Origin of the sequence: Micromonospora sp. KC723 (assembly GCF_004348595.1) — a bacterium.
In the GTDB taxonomy this organism is placed as follows: Bacteria; Actinomycetota; Actinomycetes; order Mycobacteriales; family Micromonosporaceae; genus Micromonospora.
In genome coordinates this window covers 1-25,040 of the sequence record NZ_SMKD01000081.1, presented here as the reverse complement: position 1 = coordinate 25,040, position 25,040 = coordinate 1, and the positions used below count along the sequence as shown (strand labels likewise).

At 73.7% G+C, this 25,040-nt stretch carries 21 protein-coding genes; 13 read left to right on the top strand and 8 right to left on the bottom strand.

Going from position 1 to position 25,040, the window contains the following annotated elements:
- Together E1165_RS18405 and helR are read right to left on the bottom strand one after the other, a co-directional pair.
- Positions 1–593 (bottom strand): TetR/AcrR family transcriptional regulator C-terminal ligand-binding domain-containing protein (locus E1165_RS18405; RefSeq protein ID WP_243704856.1); only part of this gene is annotated, 593 nt, incomplete at its 3' end.
- 117 nt (positions 594–710) lie between these two features.
- Entirely contained in the window at positions 711–2,885 is a 2,175-nt protein-coding gene (gene helR / locus E1165_RS18400) for an RNA polymerase recycling motor ATPase HelR (RefSeq protein ID WP_207916951.1), read from the bottom strand.
- 260 nt (positions 2,886–3,145) lie between these two features.
- On the opposite strand from helR, the gene E1165_RS30025 reads away from it, so the two are divergent.
- From E1165_RS30025 to E1165_RS18390, 3 genes are all read left to right on the top strand, one after another.
- Complete coding sequence (locus E1165_RS30025; protein ID WP_305792149.1) at positions 3,146–3,274, top strand: hypothetical protein; 129 nt, start codon at positions 3,146–3,148, stop codon at positions 3,272–3,274.
- A gap of 135 nt (positions 3,275–3,409) precedes the next feature.
- A complete protein-coding gene (locus E1165_RS18395; protein ID WP_243704855.1) occupies positions 3,410–4,366 on the top strand; it encodes an SRPBCC family protein in 957 nt (318 codons plus the stop codon).
- 16 nt (positions 4,367–4,382) lie between these two features.
- On the top strand, positions 4,383–5,555 hold the full coding sequence (locus E1165_RS18390) for a zinc-dependent alcohol dehydrogenase (RefSeq protein ID WP_132393042.1): 1,173 nt from the start codon (positions 4,383–4,385) through the stop codon (positions 5,553–5,555).
- A 55-nt stretch (positions 5,556–5,610) separates the two neighbouring features.
- On the opposite strand, the gene E1165_RS18385 is transcribed toward E1165_RS18390, so the two are convergent.
- Together E1165_RS18385 and E1165_RS18380 are read right to left on the bottom strand one after the other, a co-directional pair.
- Entirely contained in the window at positions 5,611–6,609 is a 999-nt protein-coding gene (locus E1165_RS18385; protein ID WP_207916948.1) for a hypothetical protein, read from the bottom strand.
- Positions 6,610–6,814: 205 nt separating this feature from the next.
- Entirely contained in the window at positions 6,815–8,293 is a 1,479-nt protein-coding gene (locus tag E1165_RS18380) for a glutamate--cysteine ligase (RefSeq protein ID WP_132393041.1), read from the bottom strand.
- A 163-nt stretch (positions 8,294–8,456) separates the two neighbouring features.
- Here E1165_RS18380 and E1165_RS18375 point away from each other — a divergent pair, with 163 nt between their 5' ends.
- Positions 8,457–8,795, top strand: coding sequence for a DUF3817 domain-containing protein (locus E1165_RS18375; protein ID WP_132393040.1), 339 nt, complete (start codon positions 8,457–8,459; stop codon positions 8,793–8,795).
- An 85-nt stretch (positions 8,796–8,880) separates the two neighbouring features.
- On the opposite strand, the gene E1165_RS18370 is transcribed toward E1165_RS18375, so the two are convergent.
- Positions 8,881–9,432 (bottom strand): hypothetical protein, encoded by a 552-nt coding sequence (locus E1165_RS18370; protein ID WP_207916949.1) that lies wholly within the window; start codon positions 9,430–9,432, stop codon positions 8,881–8,883.
- Between the two features lie 133 nt (positions 9,433–9,565).
- Here E1165_RS18370 and E1165_RS18365 point away from each other — a divergent pair, with 133 nt between their 5' ends.
- The 4 genes from E1165_RS18365 to E1165_RS18350 all read left to right on the top strand — a co-directional run bounded on the left by E1165_RS18365 (position 9,566) and on the right by E1165_RS18350 (position 15,414).
- Positions 9,566–10,690 carry a Vms1/Ankzf1 family peptidyl-tRNA hydrolase gene (locus tag E1165_RS18365; RefSeq protein WP_132393038.1) on the top strand — a complete coding sequence of 375 codons (1,125 nt, stop codon included), beginning with the start codon at positions 9,566–9,568 and terminating at the stop codon, positions 10,688–10,690.
- Positions 10,677–12,437: a thiamine pyrophosphate-binding protein gene (locus E1165_RS18360; protein WP_132393037.1), complete on the top strand. Its 1,761-nt coding sequence runs from the start codon at positions 10,677–10,679 to the stop codon at positions 12,435–12,437. Before E1165_RS18365 ends, E1165_RS18360 begins: the two co-directional genes overlap by 14 nt.
- Before the next feature lie 153 nt (positions 12,438–12,590).
- Positions 12,591–13,994: a hypothetical protein gene (locus tag E1165_RS18355; protein WP_132393036.1), complete on the top strand. Its 1,404-nt coding sequence runs from the start codon at positions 12,591–12,593 to the stop codon at positions 13,992–13,994.
- Between the two features lie 277 nt (positions 13,995–14,271).
- Positions 14,272–15,414 (top strand): SigB/SigF/SigG family RNA polymerase sigma factor, encoded by a 1,143-nt coding sequence (locus E1165_RS18350; protein WP_132393035.1) that lies wholly within the window; start codon positions 14,272–14,274, stop codon positions 15,412–15,414.
- 95 nt (positions 15,415–15,509) lie between these two features.
- Here E1165_RS18350 and E1165_RS18345 read toward each other — a convergent pair whose 3' ends face one another.
- The 3 genes from E1165_RS18345 to E1165_RS18335 all read right to left on the bottom strand — a co-directional run bounded on the left by E1165_RS18345 (position 15,510) and on the right by E1165_RS18335 (position 18,631).
- The gene (locus tag E1165_RS18345) at positions 15,510–16,259 is read right to left on the bottom strand and encodes an STAS domain-containing protein (RefSeq protein ID WP_243704854.1); all 750 of its coding nucleotides are present in this window, start codon (positions 16,257–16,259) and stop codon (positions 15,510–15,512) included.
- A gap of 94 nt (positions 16,260–16,353) precedes the next feature.
- Positions 16,354–17,511: a glycosyltransferase gene (locus tag E1165_RS18340; RefSeq protein WP_132393033.1), complete on the bottom strand. Its 1,158-nt coding sequence runs from the start codon at positions 17,509–17,511 to the stop codon at positions 16,354–16,356.
- Positions 17,512–17,617: 106 nt separating this feature from the next.
- Positions 17,618–18,631: a glucosyl-3-phosphoglycerate synthase gene (locus E1165_RS18335; RefSeq protein ID WP_132393032.1), complete on the bottom strand. Its 1,014-nt coding sequence runs from the start codon at positions 18,629–18,631 to the stop codon at positions 17,618–17,620.
- Positions 18,632–18,849: 218 nt separating this feature from the next.
- On the opposite strand from E1165_RS18335, the gene E1165_RS18330 reads away from it, so the two are divergent.
- From E1165_RS18330 to E1165_RS18310, 5 genes are all read left to right on the top strand, one after another.
- Positions 18,850–19,866, top strand: coding sequence for a Gfo/Idh/MocA family protein (locus E1165_RS18330; protein WP_132393030.1), 1,017 nt, complete (start codon positions 18,850–18,852; stop codon positions 19,864–19,866).
- Positions 19,859–21,010 carry a zinc-binding dehydrogenase gene (locus E1165_RS18325; RefSeq protein WP_132393028.1) on the top strand — a complete coding sequence of 384 codons (1,152 nt, stop codon included), beginning with the start codon at positions 19,859–19,861 and terminating at the stop codon, positions 21,008–21,010. The genes E1165_RS18330 and E1165_RS18325 overlap by 8 nt, the downstream gene beginning before the upstream one ends.
- Positions 21,011–21,101: 91 nt before the next feature.
- The gene (gene secA2 / locus E1165_RS18320; RefSeq protein WP_132393026.1) at positions 21,102–23,393 is read left to right on the top strand and encodes an accessory Sec system translocase SecA2; all 2,292 of its coding nucleotides are present in this window, start codon (positions 21,102–21,104) and stop codon (positions 23,391–23,393) included.
- Positions 23,394–23,570: 177 nt separating this feature from the next.
- Positions 23,571–24,311 carry a GAF and ANTAR domain-containing protein gene (locus E1165_RS18315; RefSeq protein ID WP_132393024.1) on the top strand — a complete coding sequence of 247 codons (741 nt, stop codon included), beginning with the start codon at positions 23,571–23,573 and terminating at the stop codon, positions 24,309–24,311.
- A gap of 103 nt (positions 24,312–24,414) precedes the next feature.
- Positions 24,415–24,921 carry a DUF2231 domain-containing protein gene (locus E1165_RS18310; protein ID WP_132393022.1) on the top strand — a complete coding sequence of 169 codons (507 nt, stop codon included), beginning with the start codon at positions 24,415–24,417 and terminating at the stop codon, positions 24,919–24,921.
- Positions 24,922–25,040: the final 119 nt, after the last annotated feature.

The window sequence follows — 25,040 nt, the reverse complement described above, 5'->3', positions numbered from 1 at the left end:
GGGAAACCGAGGGCGGGCAGGATCGCCTGGTCGACGATCGCCGTCCGGACCTCGGCGTCGGGGAGCTCCCCGGTGTCGATCTGGTGTTTGATCACCAATGCCTCACCGATGTCGACGACGATCGGTGTGACCAGCCGGGCGTCGACTTCGCCGCGCTCGGCGTAGTGCTCGATCACGGTGCGGGTGAACCGGCCGCCGTGCGTGTCGAAAACCCGGGTGTAGAGGGCCTCCACGAGATCCGGCCGGCGTTGCCGCTCGCTGAGGATCGCCGCGACGGCCGGCGCGGTGGGCCCGCCGAGCCAGCCGACCAGCTGCTCCAGGGAGCGCAGCAGGTCCGAGCGCAGGTTGCCGCCGCCGGGTGTGGCCACCTCGACGGGATGGGCGTGGCTGAGCGCGTCGAGTAGCAGCTCGTCGACCGACGCCCAGTGCCGGTAGATCGAGGTCTTCGCGATTCCCGCGCGTCGGGCCACGCCCTCGACGGCGAGTCGACCAAGGCCGACGTCTGCGACCTCGGCGAGCACCGCCGCCCGGCACGTGGTCATGACGTCGGCCAGGGAGCGTCGGGTTCTTCCCTGTCCATGATCGGCAACCATGAGAAGCATGCTAGCTACGGATGCGTAGCTACGCAAGCGTAGCGATCAGTCGATGCGGGACGAGTCCAGTGCGGGTCGCGGTCCGCCCGGTCACCGGGTCAGCGGCAACAGGCCGTGTCAGGCGCTGGTGAGGATGACCAGTCGCTGGGTGGCACGGGTCATCGCGACATAGCGGTCGACGGTTCCTTCGATGCCATCGCCGAACGCCTCCGGGTCGATGAGGATGACCAGGTCGAACTCGAGCCCCTTCGACAACTCCGGAGTCAGCGACCGGACGCGGCGCGTCGCCCGGAAGGTGGGATCGCCGATGACGCAGGCGGTTCCCTCGGCGTGCGCGGCGAGCCAGGTGTCGAGGATCGAGCCCAGCTCCGAGGTGCGTCCGTGGACGACGGGGGCGCCACCGCTGCGGATCGAGGTCGGCACGTTGGCGTCCGGGAGCACGGCCCGGATGACGGGCTCGGCTTCCGCCATGACCTCCTTCGGCGTCCGGTAGTTGACACTCAGACGGGCCAGGTTGATCTGGTCGAGCCCGATCCGGGTGAGCCGTTCCCGCCACGACTCCGTGAACCCGTGCCTGGCCTGAGCGCGGTCCCCGACGATGGTGAAACTCCGCGACGGGCAGCGCGGCAGCAACATCTGCCACTCGGCGTCGGTCAGTTCCTGAGCCTCGTCCACCACGATGTGCGCGAACGGGCCGGCGAGCCGGTCCGGTTCGGCGCCGGGCAGCGCGGCCTCGTCGACCAGGGCATCCTGGAGATCCAGTTGGCGCAGGCTCGACAGCACGCCCTCACCGTCGTCATAGGTGTCGGCCGCGATCAGGTCGTCGACGACCAGGGACATACGCGCGCGTTCGGCGGCGACAATGGCGTCCTGCCGGCGCTTGCGCCCGGACGCCTCCGGGTCACCGAGCCGCTGCCGTGCGGCGTCCAGGAGTGGCAGGTCGGACACCGTCCATGCCCGCGCGTTCGTGCGCTGCAGCTTCTGCACATCGTCGCGGCTGAGCCACGGAGCGCACCTGCGCAGGAAGGCGGGCACCGACCACAGGTCACCGACGATGTCGGTCGCGTCGAGCAGGGGCCAGGCGCGGTGGAGGGCCGCGCGCAGCTCCCTGTTGCGCTCCAGCGACCTGCGGAGCGGCTCCGCCGGTTCGTCGCCGGCGTGCTTGCTGACCAGGACCGTCAGCAGTTCCGTCCAGATCTGGTCGCGCGCCTCGTTGTGCGGGGTTCCGAGTGCCGCATCGAACGCCTCGGTCCAGTCATCGACGCCTACGCGGATCTCGGACTCGTCGGTGCAGACCGTCATCGGAGTGTCGGGCGGCTCCTCGTAGAACCGGACGGCCGCCGCGATCGCCTTCACCAGATCCGCGGACGACTTCAGGCGGGCGACCTCCGGGTCGGTCTCGGCCTCCGCCGAGCCTCCCTCGGCGACCAGGTCCCGCAGGGTGCACGTCTGCACGTCCTCTTCGCCGAGGTTCGGCAGGACGTCGGCGACGTAGGCGAGGTAGGGATGGTGCGGACCGACGAACAGCACGCCGCCCCGGCGGTCACCGAGTCGAGGATCGGCGTAGAGCAGGTACGCGGTGCGGTGCAGAGCGACAACCGTCTTGCCCGTACCCGGGCCGCCGTCGATGACGAGAGCGCCGCGCGACCCCGCCCGGATGATGGCGTCCTGGTCGGCCTGGATGGTGCCGAGCACGTCTCGCATCCGGGCCGAGCGGTGTCCGCCCAGGCTGGCGATGAAGGCGGACTGGTCGTCGAGCGCGGCGTGCCCGTCGAGCCCGCCCGGAGTGAAGACCTCGTCCCAGTAGTCGGTGATCCGGCCGCGGGTCCAGCGATACCTGCGGCGGCTGGTCAGCCCCATCGGGTTGGCGTGGGTCGCGGCGAAGAACGGTTCAGCCGCCGGGGAGCGCCAGTCGAGCAGCAGCCGGTGACCCGAGCCGTCGGTGAGGCCGAGTCGCCCGACGTACACGGGCTCGGGGTTGTCCGCGGCGACCATGCGCCCCAGGCACAGGTCGATGCCGAAACGACGCAGGGCGCGCAGGCGCGCGGCCAGCCGGCGGACCGCCTGGTCACGGTCCACCGCCTGGCGGCCTCTCCCACCGGGCGCCCTGCGCTCGGCGTCGAGGCGGTCGGACAGTTCGGCGATGGACTGCTCCAGGCTCGCCGCGATGGCCGCGAAGTGCTGCTCGTCGACGGCGACCAGCGTCGGGTCGGCCTTGGCGGCGAGATGGTCGGGAAGGTCGAACGCGCTGGTGGTCGGCGGGTTCACGGCATCAGCTCCGATCAGGGACAGCCCTATCTGCGCAGGTTGCGGCCTCGGCGGATGATTCTGCGGCCTTGCCCGGGTCTTGCCGCAAGACCCCAGGTGCGGTATATGTTCAGAATGGGAGGGAGTCCGTAGTCCCCTCCGGTTCCGCCAACGATCGGCTGGCCACTGCGTGTGGTACGTCGACCGCCCGCGGGTGTCCACCGCGGGCCGCGCACCGATCCGTTAACGTCGGGCCGGGGCCGGCCCCCCGGTGCCGCGCGGCGCGGCCCGGCAACGACATCGCCGTGCCCTGGCTGCCGCAGGCCGCACCGGTCGTGCTGGCGGTGATGTCCGGCCGCGACACGAAGGGCGCCCGGTACGACGACGCGCTGGTCGCCGAGGCGGCGATGCTGGCCGTCGGCGCGCTGCGCTGACCTGTCGTCGTTGCACCCGGGCTATGTACGGATTCGGGGTTCCTGCGGCCTTTGAGGGGCATAGCGTCAGGCTGGCGGCTACCCGCTGCCGGGCCGCCCCCGCGGGCGGTCAGGGCCCGACGACGGTGGTGTGACGTGGACGGAACCGACCCGACGGTGCTGGACGAACTGGAGCGGCGCAGCCGGGGCGACGGCCTGCCCCGGCTGCTGGGCGTGGTGAGCCTCGCCCTCGGCGTGGGCGGCCTGCTGGCGCCCCGGGCGCTCGCCCGGCTGGCCGGGGTCGACGACGCCCCGCGCGCGTACCCGGTCATCCGGGCCGTCGCCGCTCGGGAACTGGGACACGCGGCCGGGCTGCTGGCCGGGCGGCGACCGGTCGGCTGGACGTGGACCCGGCTCGTCGGTGACGCCAGCGACCTCCTCCTGCTCGGGCGGGCCCTGACCGGCCGGCGGGGCGAGCGCCGGCGGCGCGCCGCGATCACCACCGGCGTCGTCGCCGGCATCGCCGCCGTCGACCTGCTCGCCGCGCTGCGGGCCGGGCGGGCACACCGGGCACGGGAACGGATCATCACCGTGGAGGTCGGGGTGACCGTCAACCGGCCCGCGTCGGAGGCGTACCGGTTCTGGCGCGACCTGGAGAACCTGCCGCACTTCATGGCCCACCTGGAGTCCGTCCGCGCCGACGACCTGCGCCGCTCGCACTGGACGGCGCGCGGCCCGGCCGGACAGCCGGTGAGCTGGGACGCCGAGATCGTCGAGGACCGTCCGAACGAGCGGATCACCTGGCGGTCACTGCCCGGCGCGGCGGTGCCCAACGCCGGCAGGGTCCGGTTCGTGCCCGCCCCCGGCGACCGGGGCACCGAGGTCCGGGTGGAGCTCGGGTACGCGCCGCCGGCCGGGCGGCTCGGCCGGGTGGTCGCCAAGCTCTTCGGCGAGGAGCCGGAGCAGCAGGTCCGGGACGACCTGCGCCGGTTCAAGCAGGTGTTGGAGACCGGCGAGGTGGTCCGCTCCGACGCCAGCCCGGCGGGCATCACCCTGCGTCAGGAGTTCCTCCAGCGCCCCGCCCAGCCCCTGCCCGCCGGCCGCCGCGGCTGACCGACGAGGAGAGACGATGAAGGCCACCGCCTGGATGGGCAGGGACAGCGTCAAGGTCGTCGACGTGCCCGACCCGCGCATCCTCAACGCCCGGGACGCGATCGTGAAGATCAGCTCCACCGCGATCTGCGGCTCGGACCTGCACCTCTACCACGGTTACATCCCCGCCCTGCGCAAGGGCGACATCCTCGGCCACGAGTTCATGGGCGAGGTGGTGGAGGTCGGCCCGGAGGTGGACAACCTCGCCGTCGGCGACCGGGTGGTGGTGCCGTTCCCCATCGCCTGCGGCAACTGCGTCTCCTGCCAGCAGGGTCGCTACTCGGTCTGCGAGAACTCCAATCCCAACGCCGGCCTCGCCGAGAAGATCATGGGACACTCGCCGGCCGGCATCTTCGGCTACTCGCACCTGCTGGGCGGCTACGCCGGCGGACAGGCCGAGTACGCCCGGGTGCCGTTCGCCGACGTCGGCCCGATTAAGGTGCCCGACGAGGTGCCCGACGACCAGGCGCTGATGCTCGCCGACGTCTTCCCCACCGGTTACATGGGCGCCGAGATGTGCGACATCACGCCCGGCGACGTGATCGCCGTCTGGGGCGCGGGACCGGTCGGGCTGCTCGCCGCCGCCAGCGCCCGGCTGCTCGGCGCGGAACGGGTGATCGTGATCGACCGGTACCCGTACCGGTTGCGGCTGGCCGCCGAGCACGTCGGCGCGGAGACCATCAACTACGCCGAACTCGACGTGCTGGACGAGTTGAACCAGCGCACCGCCGGCCGGGGCCCGGACGCCTGCATCGACGCGGTCGGTCTGGAGGGGCACCACGGCAACGCCGCGGTGTACGCGTACGACCGGGCGAAGCAGGCCGTCCGGCTGGAGACCGAGCGGCCCTCCGCCCTGCGCCAGGCGATCCTGGCCTGCCGCAGCGGGGGAGTGGTGTCGGTGATCGGCGCGTACGGCGGCTTCGTGGACAAGTTCCCGATCGGCGCGTTCATGAACCGGTCGCTGATCATGCGGACCGGGCAGTGCCACGTGCAGCGCTACACCCGTCCGCTGCTGGAGCACATCGTCCGCGGCGACCTCGACCCGAGTCTCGTGATCAGCCACCGGATGCCGCTGAAGGACGCGGCGAAGGGCTACCGGATCTTCCAGAAGAAGCAGGACGACTGCACCAAGGTCGTGCTCAAGGTCTGAGGCCGCCTCGACGCGGAGCCGGGAACGCCCCCGGCCCTGCGCCGTCGGTCACCCGTCAGGCCCAGGGCGCCGTCGGATACCAGGGGATGATCTCGCGGCGGGCCAGCAACCGGACGTCCCAGTAGAGGAAGGTGAAGGCGCCGGCGACGATGAACGCGACGGCGGTCAGCGTCGCCAGCCGGCTCGGACGCGCGGCGAACCACCGTTGCAGCCGGGAACCGGCGAGCCAGGCCAGCAGCAGGAACAGCACCGCCATGATCACGATGTTGCCGACGGACTGCAACGTGAACGCCGCCGCCCCGTAGAGCGGGTTGCCGCTCTCGGCGGCGTCCCGGAACATCTGCCTGAACAGCGCGAAGGGCCGCCCGATCAGGAAACCGGCGATCAACGCGCCCATGAACACCATCGGGGCGTTCGGATGCCGGCGGGCGATCCGGGCGAACGGGTCCGGCACCACGCCGAGCGACGCCAGACCGAGATAGATCATGATCAGCCCGATCACGCCGAAGACCACCATGGACTGGACGCCGCGCGGCGACAGCCCGCCCGGGGTGTTCGGGGCCGTGGAGAACTGCGGCATCGACGTGCCGACCAGGCCGACGACCGCGCCGTACGCCGCCGACACGGTGATCATGCCCACCGACAGCCAGCCCAGCGGTCGCAGCGGCGCGGTGAACCGGCGCAACCGGCCGTCGTTGGTGCCGGTCAGTGGGGCCAGCGCGCCGAAGGCGGCGATGTTGCAGGCGGTGAAGGTGCCGGCGACGCCGGAGACGAAGGCGAACAGCACCCCGGCGGCGATGCCCTGGATGGGGGTCTCCTTGGCGTCGTGGCCGAGCAGCGTGTTGGCCACGTTGTCGCCGATGGTCCGGTCCACGAACTCCGCCGACCAGACCACCGTCAGCAGGAAACCGGCCAGGACACTGAGTGCGACGATCAGTCCCCGCCGCCGGGGGAAGTGGCCGTTGACGAAGGTCGAGGTGCCGGCCTGCGGGGAATCGAGGCGGATCCGGACGGGGGCGTCGGGCGGCCGGGGTGACCGGCGGGTCTGCGTCACGCTGCGCTCCTCACAGTCAGGGAGGGACCCGATGCCGGCGCGGGGGACCCCCGGCCACGACCCCGGCCGACCCGGACCGGGCCGACCGGCCCGTCCCGGGCCGCGCCCGGCGGGTCGATGTCCGCGTCTCATCATCGGTGGGCGCGGCCGGCCCCGGTTCTTCTGTCGTGCGCAACCGCGCCGCTCGGCCGGCGGCCACCAGGGGTCAGGGCAGCGGCCACTCGTGGACCGGGCGGTTGCTGTGCATCAGGTCCACGTAGTGCCGGACCACCTCGCGCAGGGCCTCCGGGCGGTCCAGGTGGTCGGCGGACTCCAACCGGTGCAACGTCTCCACCTGCCAGGTCGCGCCGTTGCGTCCGGTCAGGCAGCGCCGCTCGACGATGCCGAGCAGCCGGTCCCGCTCGGTCGGGTCCACCCCCCACCGGTCCAGCCCCTGATGGGCCAGCGGCAGCAGCCGCCGCAGCACCAACTCGGTCGCCGGCAGGTAGCCCAGCCCCGGCCAGAACACCTGGGCGTCGATGCCGTACCGGGCGCAGCTGGTGAAGTTCTCCTCGGCGGCGCTGAACGACATCTGCGACCACAGTGGCCGGTCCGACTCGGCCAGGGCACGCACCAGCCCGAAGTAGAACGCCCCGTTGGCGACCGTGTCCACCACGGTCGGCCCGGCGGGCAGCACCCGGTTCTCCACCCGCAGGTGCGGACGGCCCCGGAGCACGTCGTAGACGGGGCGGTTCCAGCGGTAGACGGTGCCGTTGTGCAGGCGCAGCTCGGTTAGCTTCGGCACCCCGCCGGCGGCGAGCGTCTCAGCCGGGTCCTCCGGGTCGCACACCGGCAGCAGCGCCGGAAAGTAGCGGACGTTCTCCTCGAACAGGTCGAACACGGAGGTGATCCAGCGTTCCCCGAACCAGACGCGGGGGCGTACCCCCTGAGCCTTGATCTCGTCCGGGCGGGTGTCGGTGGCCTGCTGGAACAGCGGGATGCGGGTCTCCCGCCACAGCTCCCGGCCGAAGAACAGCGGGGAGTTCGCGCCCAGCGCCAGTTGGACGCCCGCGATCGCCTGCGCGGCGTTCCAGTAGTCGGCGAACTGGCCCGGGCTGACCTGGAGGTGGAACTGGGTACTGGTGCAGGCGGCCTCGGGGGTGATGGTGTCCGCCGTGGTGACCAGGCGCTCCACCCCGCTGATCGAGATCCGCAGGTCCTCGCCGCGGGCGGCGAAGATCTGCTCGTTGAGCAGTTCGTAGCGCGGGTTCGCCGACAGCGTGGCGGCGGTCAGGTGCTCCGGGCGCAGGGTGGGCAGGATGCCGATCATGACCATGTGCGCCCCGACCGTACGGGCCTTCTCCTCGGCCGCGTTGAGACTGGCCCGCACGTGCCGCTCGAACTCGGCGGTGCCGATGCCGGCGAGGCGCCGCGGCGCCACGTTGATCTCCACGTTGAACTGGCCCAGCTCGGTCTGGAAACTGGGATCGGCGACGGCGGCGAGCACCTCGGCGTTGCGCATGGCCGGCAGCGACCCGTCGTCGACAAGGTTCAGCTCGATCTCCAGCCCGGTCATCGGCCGTTCGACGTCGAAACGGGACTCGCGCAGCATCTCGGCGAACACGTCCAGGCAGCGGCGGACCTTCTCCCGGTAGCGGGCCCGGTCCTCCCGACTGAAGGTGCGCGCGCCGACCTCCTCGCCCATGGTCACCACCCTGTCACCGTTGGTCCTCCCAACCTCGCACGGATCGGCGCGGGCGGGGAAGACCCGAAGAACCTTTACCTACCCGCGCCGGGCCGGGTGATCCCCGGCCCGCCGGTCGTCGTGGTGTCCCGGGCCGGTGACCGTGGCTGGCTACGATGGCCCGATGCGTGAGAAGACCACCCGGCTGTTCGTGGCGTCGGCGATCGCCGAGGCGTGTTCCTGGCTGGCCCTGCTGGTCGGCATGGCCGTCAAGTACGGTCCGCCGGCCAACGAGATCGGCGTCAAGATCTTCGGCCCGATCCACGGCGCCCTGTTCGTCGCGTACGGGCTGTTGGTGCTGGTCATGGCTCGGATGCACCGGTGGAGCCCGGGAGTCACCCTCGTCGCGCTGGTCTGCTCCGTGCCGCCCTTCGCCACCGTCGTCTTCGAGCGCTGGGCGGTGCGCCGGGGCCTGCTGGGCGCGACCGCACGGCCGGAACGACCGCTCACGCCGGTCGGCTGAGCCACCGGCGCGCGGCAGGACGGCGCCCGGCACGGCGGCGAACCGCTCCGGTGCCTCCTCCTCTATCGGGTGATGGCCGGAGTGCTCAGCCGGTGAGCACGGAGCAGGCGCCCAGGCCGACCAAGAGCAGCGCCCCCAGCATCGCCTGCAACAGCAGTGGCGGCCCCAGGTGCGACCAGACCGTCGCGGTGCGCGGGCGCAGCGGCTGCGCGGTGGTCAGGTTGACGATCCGCTCCACCTTGGGTGCCAGATCCGGGTCGGGCTGCCGGCGCAGGGTCAGCTGCACGTGGTCGCCGGGGTGCAGGGCGCTCTGCGGCAGGTGCCCGTGCAGCTCCACCTCGTAGAGCCGACCGGTCTCGTCCCGCACCCGCAACGGGGTGACCAGGAACTCCGGGCCCTTCTTCAGGTCCTTCCACTTACGCCGCGCGCCGCCCCCGCCGCCGCTGGTCACCAGCGTGCGGACCAGCAGCATCAGCAGCCCCACCACGCTCGCCGCCGTCACCACCGCCACCAGCACCGGCTGGCCGACGCGCACCTCCCGGGGATAACCGTCCCGCAACCGGACGACCCGCCCGGTGAGGATCCGCTGCGTCGGATGCACCACGCGGGGCGCGAGGTCGCTGTCCATGTTCACCACCGAGAGTCCGGTTCGCTGCCGCTGATCGTACCGGCGTCGCCGGTCGAGCGTCGTGAATGAACTCCGGCCCGGCGAGGTGACATCCCAGGCGGCGCGGGTAAGCGAGCGGCCGAGCTGGAAAGGGGTCCCGAGCATGCAGCTGTCCTTCCTGCGCCCGCTCTACGACCGTCCCGGGCCGTGGTGCTCGGTCTATCTCGACGCCTCCCGGGACACCCACGACGCGCATCCGCAGGTCGACCTGCGTTGGCGGGCCCTCAAGGGGCACCTGCTGGAGCAGGGCGCCGACGCGGCCACCATCGACGCGGTCGCGCGGGTGGTGCGCGGGCACGAGCCACGGCCCGGGGACTACGGGGTGGCGATCTTCGCCACCGGCGGCCGGGTGGTGCTCACCGAGTACCTCGCCGCGCCACCGCTCAACGACCTGGCCGTCTGGGCCACCCTGCCGCACACCATGCCGCTGGTCGCCCAGCGCGGTGAGCAGATCGCCTGGGTGCGCGTGCTGGCCGACCGCACCGGGGCCGACGCGATGGCGGTCAGCGCGGGCGGTGTGCCCCGCCGGGCCCACGTCCAGGGGCGGGAGGGCACGCAGTTGCGCCGCGTCCAGCCCGGCGGCTGGTCCCAGTCCCGCTACCAGCGGGCGGCGGTGGAGGCCTGGCACCACAACGCCGGCGACGTCGCCGCGGCCACCGTGGAACTTGCCGAGAAGGTCGGCGCGGACGTGCTCGTGGTGGCCGGGGACGTCCGGGCCACCGGCATGGTCGCCGCCCAGCTGCCCCCGCGCTGGCAGGACATGGTGGTCCGCACCGACGCCGGCGCCCGCAACGCCGGTGCCGACGAGACCCTAATGGACGACATCACCGTGCAGACCATCGCCGAGGCCGCCGAGCAGCGCGTCGCCGCGGTGCTGGACCGCTTCGGCATGCAGGAGGACGTCGGGGCCGGCCTGGAGGCGGTGGTCTCCGCACTGCGACGCAGCCAGGTCGACACCATGCTGATCGTCGACGACCCGTCGGCAACCGGGGAACTGTGGGTCGGCCCCGAACCCACCGACATCGCCACCGCCCCCGACCAGCTCGCCGCGGTCCGCGAACCGCAGCGGGTACGCGCCGACGCGGCCCTGGTCCGGGCTCTGGTCGGCACCGACGCCGCGCTGACCGTGCTCGGGCCGGACGAGGCGCCGGAGCTGACCGACGGCGTCGGCGCGGTGCTGCGGTACGTCGACGCGTCCACTCCCGGGCGGGGCGATGGCCGAGGCTGACCGGACCGGCGCGGACCTGCTCGTCGACCGGCTCCGCGCCTGGCGGGTGCCTCGGGTGTTCGGCTACCCCGGCGAGGCGATCGCCCCGGTCGTACGGGCGCTCGGCGCCGCCGGCGGCGACCCGGAGTTCGTCCCGGCCCGGCACGAGGCGACGGCCGCCTTCATGGCGACCGGGCACGCCAAGTTCACCGGCGGCATCGGCGTCTGCCTGGCCACCCACGGGCCCGGCGCGCTGCATCTGCTCAACGGCCTGTACGACGCCAAGCTGGACAGCAAGCCGGTGGTGGCGATCGTGGGCGAGGACGTCGGCGGGCCGCTCGGTGGCGCGCACGAGGAGATCGGACTGAGCCGGCTCTTCGGTGATGTCTGCAACCAGTTCGTCCGCCACGTCCGCTCCGGCGCGCAGTTGCCGGCCCTGCTCGACCAGGCCTTCCGTACCGCCGCCGCGACCCGCAGCCCCACCTGTGTGGTGCTGCCCCGGGCGGTGCAGCAGGCGCGCGTACCCGACCTGCAACCGCACGCGGCCGGCGTGCAGACCGCCACACCGGGGGAGCCGCTGGCCCGGGTGCTGCCGCACGACGCCGACCTGGACGCGGCGGCGTCGTTGCTCACCGTGGGGCACCGGGTGGCGATCCTGGTGGGCCAGGGTGCCCGGGGCGCGGACGACGAGATCGTCGCGCTCGCCGACCGGCTCGGCGCCGGGGTGGCCACCTCGCTGCTCGGCAAGCCGGTGCTCGACGAGCGGCTGCCGTTTCACACCGGGGTGCTCGGCGAGGTGGGCACCCCGGCGGCCGCCCAGCTCATGGGTGGGGCGGACACGCTGCTGCTGGTGGGCACCAACGACCCGTGGACCGACTACTTCCCGGTGCCGGGGCAGACCCGCACGGTGCAGATCGACATCGACGGGCGGCGGATCGGCAACCGTTACCCCGTGGACGTCCCGCTGGTCGGCGACGCCGCCGACACGCTGCGCGCCTTGCTCGCCCGGGTGCCCGACCTGCCCAACCGGCAGTGGCGGGCCACCGTCGAGGGCTCGGTCGACCGCTGGCGCCAGGACGCCGCGATACGCGCCGCCGCGCCCGCCGAGCCGGTCAACCCGCAGCTGGTGTTGCGCGAGCTGTCCGCCCGGCTGCCCCAGGCTGGCGCGGTCGCCGTGGACGTCGGCTCGGTCATCTACTGGTACGCCCGCCACCTGGAGCTGCCGCCGGGGGTGAACGCGCAGCTGTGCGGCACGCTCGGCTCGATGGGCTGTGCCCTGTCGTACGCGGTGGCGGCCAAGCTCGCCCGGCCGGACGAGCCGGTGGTGGCGCTGTTGGGCGACGGGGCGATGCAGCTCAACGGCCTGGCCGAACTGATCACGGTGGCGCACCGCTGGCGGGACTGGACCGACCCGCGGTTGGTGGTGCTGGTGCTCAACAACCGCGACCAGTCCGGCATCGGTGACGGGCGGATGCCGGCCGGCGTCGTCCCCGACCGGCGGGACGTGCCGTACGCCGGGTGGGCCCGACTGCTCGGCCTGCACGGCGTCCGGGTGGACCGGCCGGACCTGGTGGGTGCGGCCTGGGATGAGGCGCTCGCCGCGGACCGTCCCTGCGTGTTCGAGGCGGTGGTGGATCCGGCGGTGCCCCTGCGCCCGCCGGAGCCGGCCCTGGCCGACCTGCGGTGGGTCGCCGCCGCCGGGGACGCCGCGCGGCGGGTCCGGGACCGCGTGCTGGCGACCGCCGACGAGGTGGAGGATCTGGCCTGATCCGCACCCGCCGCCGGACGGGCGGCGGGGGGAACGGAGTGGGGGAAGGTCCGCATCCCGAGGATTGCCCTCAATGCCCGGTTTAGACCCCATCGGGAGGGGAAGCCGGCCCGCGTGGCGAGCGAACGAGGCAGTGCGGGGCCCACGCCCGGAGTGCACAGGAGACCGACGGCGAAGGGTGCCGGGCTGGCCGGGGACCGGGTCGTGGCGGCGGGCAGCGCCGCCCGGCTACTGGTGGCGGTGGCCGCCCGGGCGCTACGCGGCGACGACTGCGGCGACCTCGGCCAGTTCACCCCGCTGTCCCGGTTCACCGCCGCTCCCGAGCCGGTCCGCCGGGCGGCAGCCGCCCGCGCCGCCGCCCGGGTCGCGCTCACCGCCGAGCAGGCCGCCGAGGTCGACGCCGAGCGGGCGGCCCGGTGGATGGTCGACCAGTACCCCCAGCGGCGCTACCCGGGGGCCGTTCTCGGCTCACCGCACGCCGCGGCGGTGCACCTCGCGGTCGCGCTCGGCGTGCCGTGGCTGCCGGCGGCCTTCGAGATGACCGCGCACTGGAGCCAGGGAGCGGTGGACCACCCGTCGGCCGCCCTGGACCACGGCGCGACGATCACCGCCCGGATCCTGTCCGGCAACCCCGACCTGCACGTACGGCAGGTCCACTGCCCGGCCAGCCGGGGCGCGCTCGCCGGGGCGACCGTGTCGCTGGTGGCCCGGTGGCGGGCGCTGCCGCGGGCGTACGCGCGTTTCCTGGCCGACCGGGTGACGCCCGGCGCGCCGCTGCTGCTGGTGCGCGACGCCCGTACCTGGCCGGTGCTGGACGAGGGGCGCGGCCACAGCTTCCAGGTCGGCAGCCCGTCCAGCGGCCTGGACCCGGTGGACTTCCACCCGGACGCGCACGCCCTGCGCCAGGTACTGCGCTCCGCCGGTGGTGACGCTGCCCGCTGGGAACCGCCCGGCGTCTCCGCCGCCCGCGAGCAGGCCGAGCACGGGGTGGAAGCCGCTTTCGCGGACTCCGCCCGGCAGTGGGCCGGACGCCACGGCCACGGCCTGCACGAGGTCTTCTACCCGCACCCGGGGGCGCTCAGCGCCGCCGTGGCGGACCTCTACCGGCACTGGCTGCGCCGGGCCGGCAAGACCGGTGACCGGTTGGTGGTGGAGTGTGGCCGGTTGCTCGACCCGTGGCAGGTGGTACGGGCGGGACTGGTGCCCTACTGGTGCGAGAACGCCACCCGACGCAGCGTCGAGCAGGCGGAGTGGTGGCTCGCCGGCAGCGCCCCGTTCAGCTCGGTGGACGTGCTGCCGGACTCGCCCGGCATGCGTTCGCCGGCGCTGGCCGGGCTGCCCCAGTGGCTGGCGGTCGCCGCGTTCGGTCGCCGCCGTCGGGCGTTGGACCGGACCGCCGCCCGCGGCTACCCGGTCGCGACGGTGCCCACCAGACGGGCCACCGAGGTGCTGCGCAACCAGCCGTACGACCTGCCGGCGCCGCCGGCGCTGACCGCCGCCGAGGCGCTCGCCGCGCTGCGGTCCGAGGGCGCTCCGCTCGGCCTCGCCGTGACCTGACCGGCGGAAACGGGACGCCGGGGCGGTCGTTGTACCGGCCCGGCGGACGGAGCTGCCGAAACATCCTCGCGAACCTGACGTGCCGTGATTGAGTACCTACGGAGCGGGAACACCGCTCGCTGCGGCGGCCACCCATGCCGTGCGGCGTGCTGCCGTCGCTCCCACGCGTCCGGTGACACCGGCGCGGCACGTGACCACCTTCCGGCCCGGTGCGTGGCTCGACCACGCGCACGACCGGCTCCGATTCCGGGCGGGGACCTTCCTGAGGGAGGCGCGGATGTTCGGACAGACGACCACAACCACACCACCACCGCCGACCGAGCGCGGCCTGGAGGACCTGGACGCGGCCGCGCTGGCGTACGCGGCACGGATCGAGGGACTGCCCCCCGAGCGGCGGCAGGAGGCGCGGGACGACCTGGTCCGGTTCGCCCTGCCCTTCGCCGGTCGGCTGGCCCGCCGCTACCGGGGACGGGGCGAACCGCTGGAGGACCTGGAGCAGGTGGCCCGGCTCGGCCTGGTCAACGCCGTCGACCGGTACGACCCCGAGCGGGGGTCGTTCACCGCGTACGCGGCGATCACCATCGTGGGTGAGATCAAGCGACACTTCCGGGACCGCACCTGGGGCGTGCACGTGCCCCGCCGGCTGCGCGACCTGATCCTGGAGGTCGGTCAGGCCACCGCCGCGTTGACCAGCGAGCTGTCCCGGGCGCCGAGCGTGGCCGAACTGGCCGAGCGGCTGGAGACCCCGGAGGAGGAGATCCTCGCCGCGCTGGAGTCGGCGGCCGGCTACAGTCCGGCCTCGCTCAACGCCCCGGTCGGCGGCGAGAGCTCCGCCGAGTTCGGCGACCTGGTCGGCGAGTCGGACAACGCGCTGGAGTCGGTCGACGACCGGGTGACGGTCAGCGGGCTGCTGCACCGGCTGCCCTGGCGGGAGCGGCGCATCCTGGCCATGCGTTTCTACGGCAACCAGACGCAGGCGGAGATCGCAGCCCGGTTCGGCATCTCGCAGATGCACGTCTCCCGGCTGCTGTCGCGCGCGCTGACCTGGCTGCGTCAGGCGATGCTGGCCGACGCCCCGCCGCCCTGGCAGAACGGGGCGGCCGAGTCGGAGACGGGACGCAACCGGATCGCCCTGAGGCGGACCGGCGACCGGGTGGTGGTGGAGGTCGGCGGGGAGATCGACCGGGACGGCGCGGACCAGCTGCGTCGGGTGATGCTGGAGGCGGTCACCGGCCATCCCCGGGAGGTGGTGGTCGACCTGGACGGCGCCGGTGGCGTCGACGCCGGCGGGATCGCCGCGCTGATGGCCGGACGGGACGCCGCCGCCCGTACCGGTGTCCCGCTGCGGCTGACCCGGGTGCAGCCCGCGGTACGCCGGTCGCTCACCGCCGCGGGCCTGCCCGCCAGCGCCGACGCCTGAGCCGTCGCCGGGGCGTCCTGCGGAACGCGGGCCGTCCGTCAGGGCGTCCTGCGGACGGCGGGCCGGAGGAGCCGGCGGGCTCCGGGACCAGCGGGTCAACCGGCGGGCACGAGGGCCCAGACCACCTTGCCGTCAACCAGCGGCGAGGTGCCCCACCGCTGTGCCATCTCGCGGACCAGCAGCAGGCCGCGGCCACCCTCGGCCCGCAGGTCGGGGCAGCCCGCGCGGGCCGCCGTACGACTGCCGTCGGCCACCGCCACCTGCAGGTACGGCCTGCGCAGCGTGAGCGTCACCTGCATCGGCGTCTGCGCGTGCCGGACCACGTTGCCGACCAGCTCGGTGAGCACCAGCGAGGCCGGCCCGACCAGCTCCGGCACGTTCCACCGGGCACAGGCGTCCGCCACCAGCTCCCGGGCGCGGCGACAGGCGGTCGCCACCGGCTCCAGCCGGGCCCGCAGCCGCGGCGACGCGGCGGCCCCGGCCAGCTCGGCCGCCTCCGCGCGACTGGGGCGCACCGGCACCACCTGGCAGGCGGTGGACTGGGCGAGCCAGGCCGCCGCGTCGGGCGGGGGTGCGCAGAGCACTATCGGCACGGCCGGCCAGTCGGCGGCCCGCCGGCAGGCGGCGGCGAAGACCGACAGCGCCAGCCGGTCGACGACGCTGACGCCGTCCAGGTCGACCACGAGCGCGTCGGGCTGGCTGGTCAGGCAGCGGTCCAGCACGGTGTGCACGGCACGCATGGTGGTCACGTCGAGCGCACCGACGAGACGCACGACGGTCACCGGTGACCCGTCGTCGACCGCACAGCTGATCCGGCTCGGCATCGGCCCCTCAATTCCGCTCATGGGCTGGCAGACCAGGCAGGTACCCGGGGCCGACCAGGGTGAAACCGGACGCGTGCCGCCGCCGACCGCCCCCGGGTGTGGTCCGGCAGCCGGCTCAGGCGGCCCGCAGGCTGGGCGCCGACGCCTCCTGCCGGACCTTCTCGTACAGGTCGACGTACTTCTCCGCCATGACCGTGGGGGTGAACCGCGCGGCGGCCTCCCGGCGGCACTCGACGGGGTCGAGCAGGCTGGCCGCCAGCAGCAGCTCGCCCAGCTCCTCCTCGTCGTCGGTGAGCAGGCCGGTGCGGTTCTGGTCGACCAGCTCGGGCAGGCAGCCACGGGCGGTCGCCACCACCGGGGTACCCAGCGCGAGGGACTCCACCACGGCGGTGCCGCCGGGTTCCTCCCACCGCAGCGGGAACAACGCGGCCCTCGCTCCGGCCAGCAGGTCGTCGCGTTCCTGTCCGGCCACCGTGCCGACCCAGCGCACGAGGTCGCCGTCGACGTGCGGGGCGACCTCGTCGTGGAAGAACCGCACGTCGGGGTTCTGCCGGGCCTCGTCCCCGGCGGCGGCCAGGTCCCGCGGCCGGTGGTACGGCCCGACGGGGCCGGCGAGGACCAGCGGGACGCCGACCCGCCGGGCCAGCCGGGCACCGACCTCCTGCCCCTTGCCCGGGGTGATCCGGCCCAGGATGATCGCGTAGTCGCCCTTCTCCCGCCGGGGCGCGCGGTCCGCGTCGACGGCCAGCGGGGTGGACAGGTGCACGTGGCCCACCGAGTGCTCCCGCAACGCCCGGGGGGCGCGGGCGAGCTGCGAGGCGGAGACCCCGTTGACCCGGACCCGCCCGCCGGCGTCCAGGTTGCCGTAGAGCTCCGGGTGCTTGGTCAGATCCCAGTGCAGGGTGTGCAGCGTCGGCGGGGCGTCCGACCCCATGGCCGCGAGGGTGGCCAGACCGACCGCCTCCACGTGGTCGTGCACCAGGTCGATGTCGTCGCGGGCGCGCAACTGCCGGACCACGCCGTCGAGGTGCGCCTGGGAGACGCCGCAGACCTGGTTGTACGGCCGCTGGAGGGCGGAGAACTGCCCGTCGGGGAAGACGGAGAACCTTTCGTCCACGGGTAGGGCGCTGGTGCCGACCGAGGCGAGCACCACCCGCACCCCCAGGCGCCGCAGTTCCGGCACCAGGGTGGCGACGACATTCTCGATGCCGCCGTAGCCGGGGGGCGGTACGGACAGCCAGGGACCGGCGTTCATCAGGACCGTCAGACGCATGACGCTGTCTTCCTTCCCTCGGCGGGGCCCCCGTCGGGCTCCCGTGCCGCACCGTCGACCGGTCCCACGCCGGCCGGCGCGCTCCGGCCACCCGCGACCGGGCGGGTTACGCCGCCACCCGCCGCCGGGGCACCCGGTGGCGCAACTGCGCCAGCGGCGGACGCTCCTGCACCGAGACATCGCTGACCACGATCTCCCGGTCCAGGTGGGGCAACGTGTCGGAGCCGCCCCGGCGGAACTGGGTGAGCAGCGTCGCCGGCACGGTGCCCGGGCTGGCCCAGCCGCGCCGCTGCAACCGCGACCAGGCGGTCTGCATGATCTGGGCGGACATCCGCCCCAGCGCGGCGGTGTCCTGGTGGCGGTGTTTGCGTTCGCCGAGATCCACCTGGGCCAGGGCGTCCAATCCCACCAGCTCCAGCAGATCGATGAGCATGGCCGTCTCGACGCCGTAGCCGGAAACGAACGGCACCTGCTCCAGCACCTCCCGCCGGCCGGCGTACTCGCCGGCCAGCGGCTGCACGAAACCGGCCAGCTCTGGCCAGAAGAGGTTCAGCAGCGGCCGGGCCATCAGCTCCGTCACCCGGCCACCGCCGTCGGGCTCCACGCTGTGGGCGCCGACCAGCGGCCGATGGTAGAAACCCTTCACGAACTCCACCGAGGAGTCGACCAGCAGCGGCCCGAGCAGGCCGGTCACGAAGTGGGGCCGGAACTCGCGCAGGTCGGCGTCGACGAACGCGACGATGTCGCCTCCGGCGGCGGCCAGGCCGGCCCAGAGGGCGTCGCCCTTGCCGGCCAGCCGGGGCAGCCCCCGGGTCATGTCGTCCTGGCTGACCACCTCGGCGCCGGCGGCCCGGGCCACCTGGGCGGTACGGTCGGTCGATCGGGAGTCGACCACGATGAGCTCGTCGATCAGGGCGACCCGGTCCATCAGGTGGTCCCGGATGGTCGCGACGATCGCCCCGACGGTGGCCTCCTCGTTGCGGGCGGGCAGCACCACGCTGACCCGGCTGCCGCCCTTGGCCCCGACGAGCCGACGCGCCGGCCAGTCCCGCGCCGACGTCGTCCGATACGTGGCCCACGCCTCCACCACGGGTGAGACGATCGGTTCTGTTTCCCGCACTGACGCACCCCCAGATCGTGGCGGAAACCCGCAGCTGGTTTTCCCAACCGCGACCGCAGGCTAACCGGACCGTGCCTAACAGCTTGATCACGGCGGGTGCTTTCTCGGGTTCCCGGCACGTGAACGCTTCGTTGCGCGCCGCGTCGGGGTTTCGCGTTCCGGCGGTCCGGGGAGAACCGTTCCGTTGGTCGTGAATCGGCGTCGAGAGGGTCGGTGTGATGCGAAGGTGCCGGGTGGCCCTGGTGGGGGCCGGTGGGGTGGCCCGACGCCATGCCCGCCTGTTGACCGGATTCGAGGACGTGGAACTGCTCGGGGTGACCGACGTGTCCCGGGGCGCGGCGACGGAGCTGACCGATGCGTACGGTGGCCGCCCCTTCACCGACGTCGAGGAGTTGCTCGCCGCCGGCCCGGACGCGGTCTACGTCTGTGTGCCGCCGTTCGCCCACGGCCCGGTGGAGGAGGCGGTGATCACCGCCGGGGTGCCGATGTTCGTGGAGAAGCCGGTCGCGGTCGACCTGGACACCGCCGAACGGATCGCCGCGCTGGTGGAGGAGAAGCGGCTGCTCACCGCCGTCGGGCACCACTGGCGCTACCTGCACGTGGTGGAGCAGGCCCGCCGGTTGCTCGCCGGCCGCCGGGTGCGGATGGTCAACGGCGCATGGCTGGACGCAGTGCCGCCGGTGCCCTGGTGGGCGGTGCGGGACCGCTCCGGCGGCCCCGTCGTCGAGCAGGCCGCGCACGTGTTGGACCTGGTCCGCACGCTGGTCGGCGAGGTGGTCGAGGTGACCGCGTACGGCGACGGCACGCCGCCACCGGTCGACGGCGCCGACATCGACTCGGTCACCGCGGCCACCCTCCGCTTCGCCAACGGGGCCGTCGGCACGCTCGCCGCGGCCTGCGTGCTGACCTGGAAGCACCGTGCCGGGCTGGAGATCCTCGCCGACGGGCTGGCCCTGTCGCTGGCCGAGGACGGCCTGCTCGTCCGGGACGCCGACGGGCAACGCCGGGTCGGGGCCGACCCGGAGGGCGCCCGGGTCGCCGTGGACCGGGCCTTCGTCGACGCGGTCACCGGCGTCGGCGACGACGTCCGGGTCCCGTACGCCGAGGCGCTGCGCACCCAGCGACTCGCGCTCGCCGTCGCCGGGAGCGCGCGTACCGGCCGCAGCGTCACCCTGCCCACCGGACCGGCCGCCACCGCGCCGGCCGCCGCCACCGGGATGACCATCGATGCGTGACGCGGTCGTGGTGGTCAGCGGCCCCGGCCGGGTCGAGCTGGTCGAGCAGGACGCCGGCGAGCTTTCCGACGGATCGTTCCGGGTACGGACGCTCTTCAGCGGAATCTCCGCCGGCACCGAGCTGAGCTACGTCAAGGGCACCAACCCGTACCTCCACGTCGCCTGGAACCCCGAGCTGGGGCTGTTCCAGCCGGGCGCGGCGAGCACTCCGTACCCGGTGACCCGGCTCGGGTACATGCAGGTCGGCCGGGTGGTGGAGAGCCGGGCCCCGACCGTCGCCGTGGGCACGGTCGGCGCCATGACGTACGGCCACCGCACCGGCTGGGTGGCCGACCCGGTCGCCGAACGGTTCGTCCCGCTGCCGGACGACCTCGACCCGCTGCTCGGGGTCTACGTCGCCCACCTGGGCCCGATCTGCGCCAACGGCCTGCTGCACGCCGCCGCCGACCTGTACGGCAGCGACGTCCGTTCGCTCGGCGACGGGGTGCGGGGACGCCGGGTGGCGGTCGTCGGCGGTGGGGTGGTGGGACTGATCACCGCCCTGTTCGCCAGGCGGCACGGCGCCGGCTCGGTGGTCGTGTTGGATCCGACGCCGCAGCGGCGTCGGGTCGCCGGGGCGCTCGGCCTGGAGGCCCTCGACCCGCAGGCCGACGACCCGGCGGTGCTGCTCAAGACCCGCTGGAACCACGCCGCCGGGGACCGGGGCGCCGACGTGGTGTTCCAGTGCCGGGGGCAGGCGTGGGCGCTGCACCTGGCGCTGCGTCTGCTGCGCCCCCAGGGCACCGTGATCGACCTGGCCTTCTACCAGGCCGGCGCGGACGCGGTCCGGTTCGGCGAGGAGTTCCACCACAACGGTCTCGCGCTGCGCTGCGCGCAGATCGGCCGGGTGCCGCGCGGGCTCGCCCCGACCTGGGACCGGGAGCGGCTGTCGGCCGAGACGATCGAGTTGCTGCGGGAGCACGGCGACCTGATCCGCGCGCACCTGGTCTCGGCGGTGGCGTCGTTCGACCAGGCTCCGGCGATTCTGACCGACCTGGCCGAGGGCCGCCGGCGCGAACTCCAGGTCGTCCTCGCGGAATCGATCCCCACCAGTGGGATCGGCCGCCCGCAAGCCGCCGGTGAGCCACCCGTACCACGGCACTGAGCTGCGGTGGCGACCGACGGAGGGGACACGGGGACGATCGGCGACGAGCCGGGCAGCGATCGAGGCGCCGCTTCGCGTACCGTTGCCGCTCATGGGTGTGTCGCAACGGTTCAAGAGCAGGTTCCGGCGGTTCCTCCAGCGCCCGGGGACGACGGTCGACCTGGCCCCGCTGGAGAAGCTGCTGCCGCAGATCGCCGCGCGCGAGGAGGAGCTGTCCGCCCTCGACGACGCCGAGCTCACCGAGGCCGCCGGGGCCGCCTCGGGCTACGTCGAGATCTGCGCCGTCGGCCGCGAGGCCGCCCGGCGGGGCCTGGACCAACGGCCGTACGACGTGCAGCTGCTCGGCGCGATGTCCCTGCTCTCCGGCAAGGTCGCCGAGATGGCCACCGGTGAGGGCAAGACGCTCACCGCCACGATCGCCGCGTACGGGCACGTCCGGCTCGGCAACGGCCCGGTGCACGTGCTGACCGTCAACGACTACCTGGCCCGCCGCGACGCCGAGTGGATGGCGCCGGTCTACCGGCTGCTCGGCCTCACCGTGGGCTGGGTCAACGAGGCTTCCACCCCCGACGAGCGGCGTGCCGCGTACGCCTGCGACGTCACCTACGTCTCGGTCAGCGAGGCCGGTTTCGACTTCCTCCGCGACCAGCTCGTCACCGACCTCGCCGAGCGGGTCCAGCCGCCGCTGAAGACCGCGATCGTGGACGAGGCCGACTCGATCCTGATCGACGAGGCGCGGGTGCCGATGGTCCTCGCCGGCGCGGTCGCCGGTGAGCAGGACCCGGTGCACGCCGCCGCGGCGCTGGTGCGCGGGCTGCGCAAGGGCAAGCACTACACCGTCGCCGAGGACGGCCGCAGCGTGGCCTTCACCAGCGCCGGCCTGGCCACCGTCGAGGCCAAGCTCGGCGGCATCGACCTGTACGACAGCGAGCACGTGGGGCAGCTCTCCGCGGTCAACGTGGCCCTGCACGCGTACGCCCTGCTGCACCGCGACGTCGACTACATCGTGCGGGACGGCAGCGTCGAGCTGATCGACGAGATGCGTGGCCGGGTCGCCCAGCGCCGCCGCTGGCCCGACGGCCTGCAGGCGGCGGTCGAGGCCAAGGAGGGCCTGGACGCCACCGCCGAGGGGGAGGTGCTGGGCACCGTCGCCGTGCAGGCGTACATCGCCCTCTACCCGAAGGTCTGCGGGATGACCGCGACCGCGGTGCTCGTCGGCGACCAGCTGCGCGAGTTCTTCGGCCTGGAGGTGGCGGTCATCCCGCCCAACACCCCGTGCGTCCGCGAGGACGAGCCGGACCGCATCTACGCCACCCGCGCGGAGAAGGAGGAGGCGCTGATCGACGAGATCACGCGCAACCACGAGCGCGGTCGCCCGGTGCTGGTCGGCACCCTCGACGTCAAGGAGTCCGAGGGCCTGGCCGCCGGCCTGAGCGCCGCCGGGGTGCCCTGCGTGGTGCTCAACGCCAAGAACGACGACGAGGAGGCGGCGATCATCGCGGAGGCGGGCGCGTACGGCGCGGTCACCGTCTCCACCCAGATGGCCGGGCGTGGCGTCGACATCCGCCTCGGCGGCAGCGACCAGGCCGACCGGGAGCGGGTCGCGGAGCTGGGTGGCCTGTACGTGATCGGCAGTGGGCGGCACGACAGCCGCCGGGTCGACGACCAGCTGCGCGGTCGGGCCGGCCGGCAGGGCGACCCGGGCGGCTCGGTCTTCTTCGTCAGCCTGGAGGACGACCTGGTGGTCCGGCACGCCGGAGACACCATCCCGGCCTCGCCCCGGATGAACGCCGACGGTCTGGTCACCGACGAGCAGGTCGACTACGCGGTGGAGCACGCGCAGCGGGTCGCCGAGGGGGTCAACCACGAGATCCACCGCAACACCTGGCGCTACAGCGTGGTGATCGAGCAGCAGCGCAAGGCGCTCGCCGAGCGGCGCGAGCGGCTGCTCACCAGCGACGTGGCCGCGCTGATGCTGCTGGACCGGATGCCGGAGAAGGCCGGCGAGATGGACGAGGACCTGCTGGCCCGGGTGGCCCGCTCGATCGCCCTCTACCATCTGGACCGGCTCTGGGCCGAGCACCTGGCCGAGCTGTCGGAGGTCCGGGAGGGTGTGCACCTGCGCGCGCTGGGCCGGCTCGACCCGCTCGACGAGTTCCACCGGGCGGCGGTGCCGGCGTTCACCAATCTCATTCCGGAGATCGAGCGGCGGACCATCGCCACCTTCGAGGAGACCGAGTTCGCCGACGACTGGGAGCCGGATGCCGCGAAGCTGGTCCGGCCCAGCGCCACCTGGACGTACCTGGTCCACGACAACCCGTTCGGCTCGGAGCTGGACCGGCTGATCGCCTCGGTCGGCCGTCGGCTCGCCGGCTCGCGCTGACCGTCCCAGCGGGGGATCCCTTCCGACCTTCCCGCCGGAAGGGATCCCTTACGCGGTTTCGATCCTGGTTTGCGAGGGTAGTAGCCCGGGGCCCACGACTCGGGGAGATCGGAAGACGATGACACAGGCAACGGTTCCGGCTGCGGACGGCACCCGGTGTGCGGAAGGCGTGACCCGGTGAACCTGGATACGCGGGAGCCGACCACCAACACCCTCGGTGTGCTGGAGACCGCCGCCCTGCTGCGGGAGCTGACCGCGGGCCTGATCGCGGTCGACGACTTCGACGAGGCGCTGAGCCACCTGGTCCGGATCGCGCGCGACGCCGTACCGGAGGTGTCCTGGTGCGGTTTCACCGCGCTGCGGGCCGGCGAGCCGGCCGGGGTGGCCGCCTCCGACGCCCGCCTAGCCGAGCTGGACGAGTTGCGGCACGGTCCCGAGTCGCCGGCGATGACGGCCATCCAACGTCGGGAGATGACCATCGCGCCGGACCTCGGCGGCGAGCAGCGCTGGCCGGGCTGGACGGCCCGGGCGCGCGGGCTGGGGGTGCGTGGGGTGATCTCCGCGCCGGTCGACGTCGACGACCGGGCGATCGGCGCGATCAACCTGTACGCCGGCACCGCCGGCACCTTCTCCACCCGGCACCAGCTCACCGCGATGCTGCTCGCCGAGCACGCGGGGCTGTTGCTGGCCGCGGTGCGGGACCGGGCGAAGCAGGCCGAGCGTGCCGGTGAGATCGACGCGACGCTACTCGGCGAGGGCGTGGTCAGCCAGGCGGTCGGGGTCATCATGACCCAGCGGGGCTGCCCGGCGCCGGAGGCCCTCCAGGTGCTGCGCAGCGCCGCGTCCTCACTGGACATCCCGCTGCGGGAGGTCGCCGAGCGTCTCGTCACCACGGTCTCCCGCCCCCGCGAGGGCTGACCGTCGGGTTTCGGACCGCCGCCACCCGCGCGTCGTTTCGTCCCCGTGGTGGCCGGGTAGCACCCTGGATTCGTGAGCACCTGACGATCCTGGGGAGGACACGATGGAGAGCCGTCTGCGGGTGCGGGGGCACCCCATCCAACCGATGCTGGTGACGTTCCCGTTCGGGCTCTTCGTCAGCGCCACCGTCCTCGACCTGGCCGACGTGCTGAGCGGGTTGGCGTTCCTCGGCGAGGTCGGCTACTGGACGGCGGTCGCCGGCCTGGTCGCCGCCGCGCTCTCCGGGGTCGCCGGAATGATCGACCTGTGGGACGTGCCGGCCGGCCGGCACCGCCGCACCATGGTCACCGCCAACCTGGTCAACGCCGGGATGACCGCGCTGTTCCTGCTCGGTTGCCTGATCCGGGCCGACGCGCCGCAGCGGGGGGCCACCGGCGGGCTGCTGGCCGTCGAACTGGTCGCGTTGGCGGTCGGCACGGTGGGCGTCTGGCTCGGCGCCCGGCTGCTGCGCGCGTTCGACGCGGGTCGCCGCGAGCCGAGCGGCTTCGAGGCGCCCGACGGGTCAGGGTTCGCCGGTCGTACCGTCGAGATCATCCGCCCGCGCGCCTGACCCACCCGCCCACGGCTCGACCGGCTCCGTTCGCCGGGTCGGGCGGCCGGTGGCATCGATGCCGCGGTGTGCCGCACCTTGAGGGCCCGCCCGCGGGAAAGTGGTTGTCGGGGTGGGGC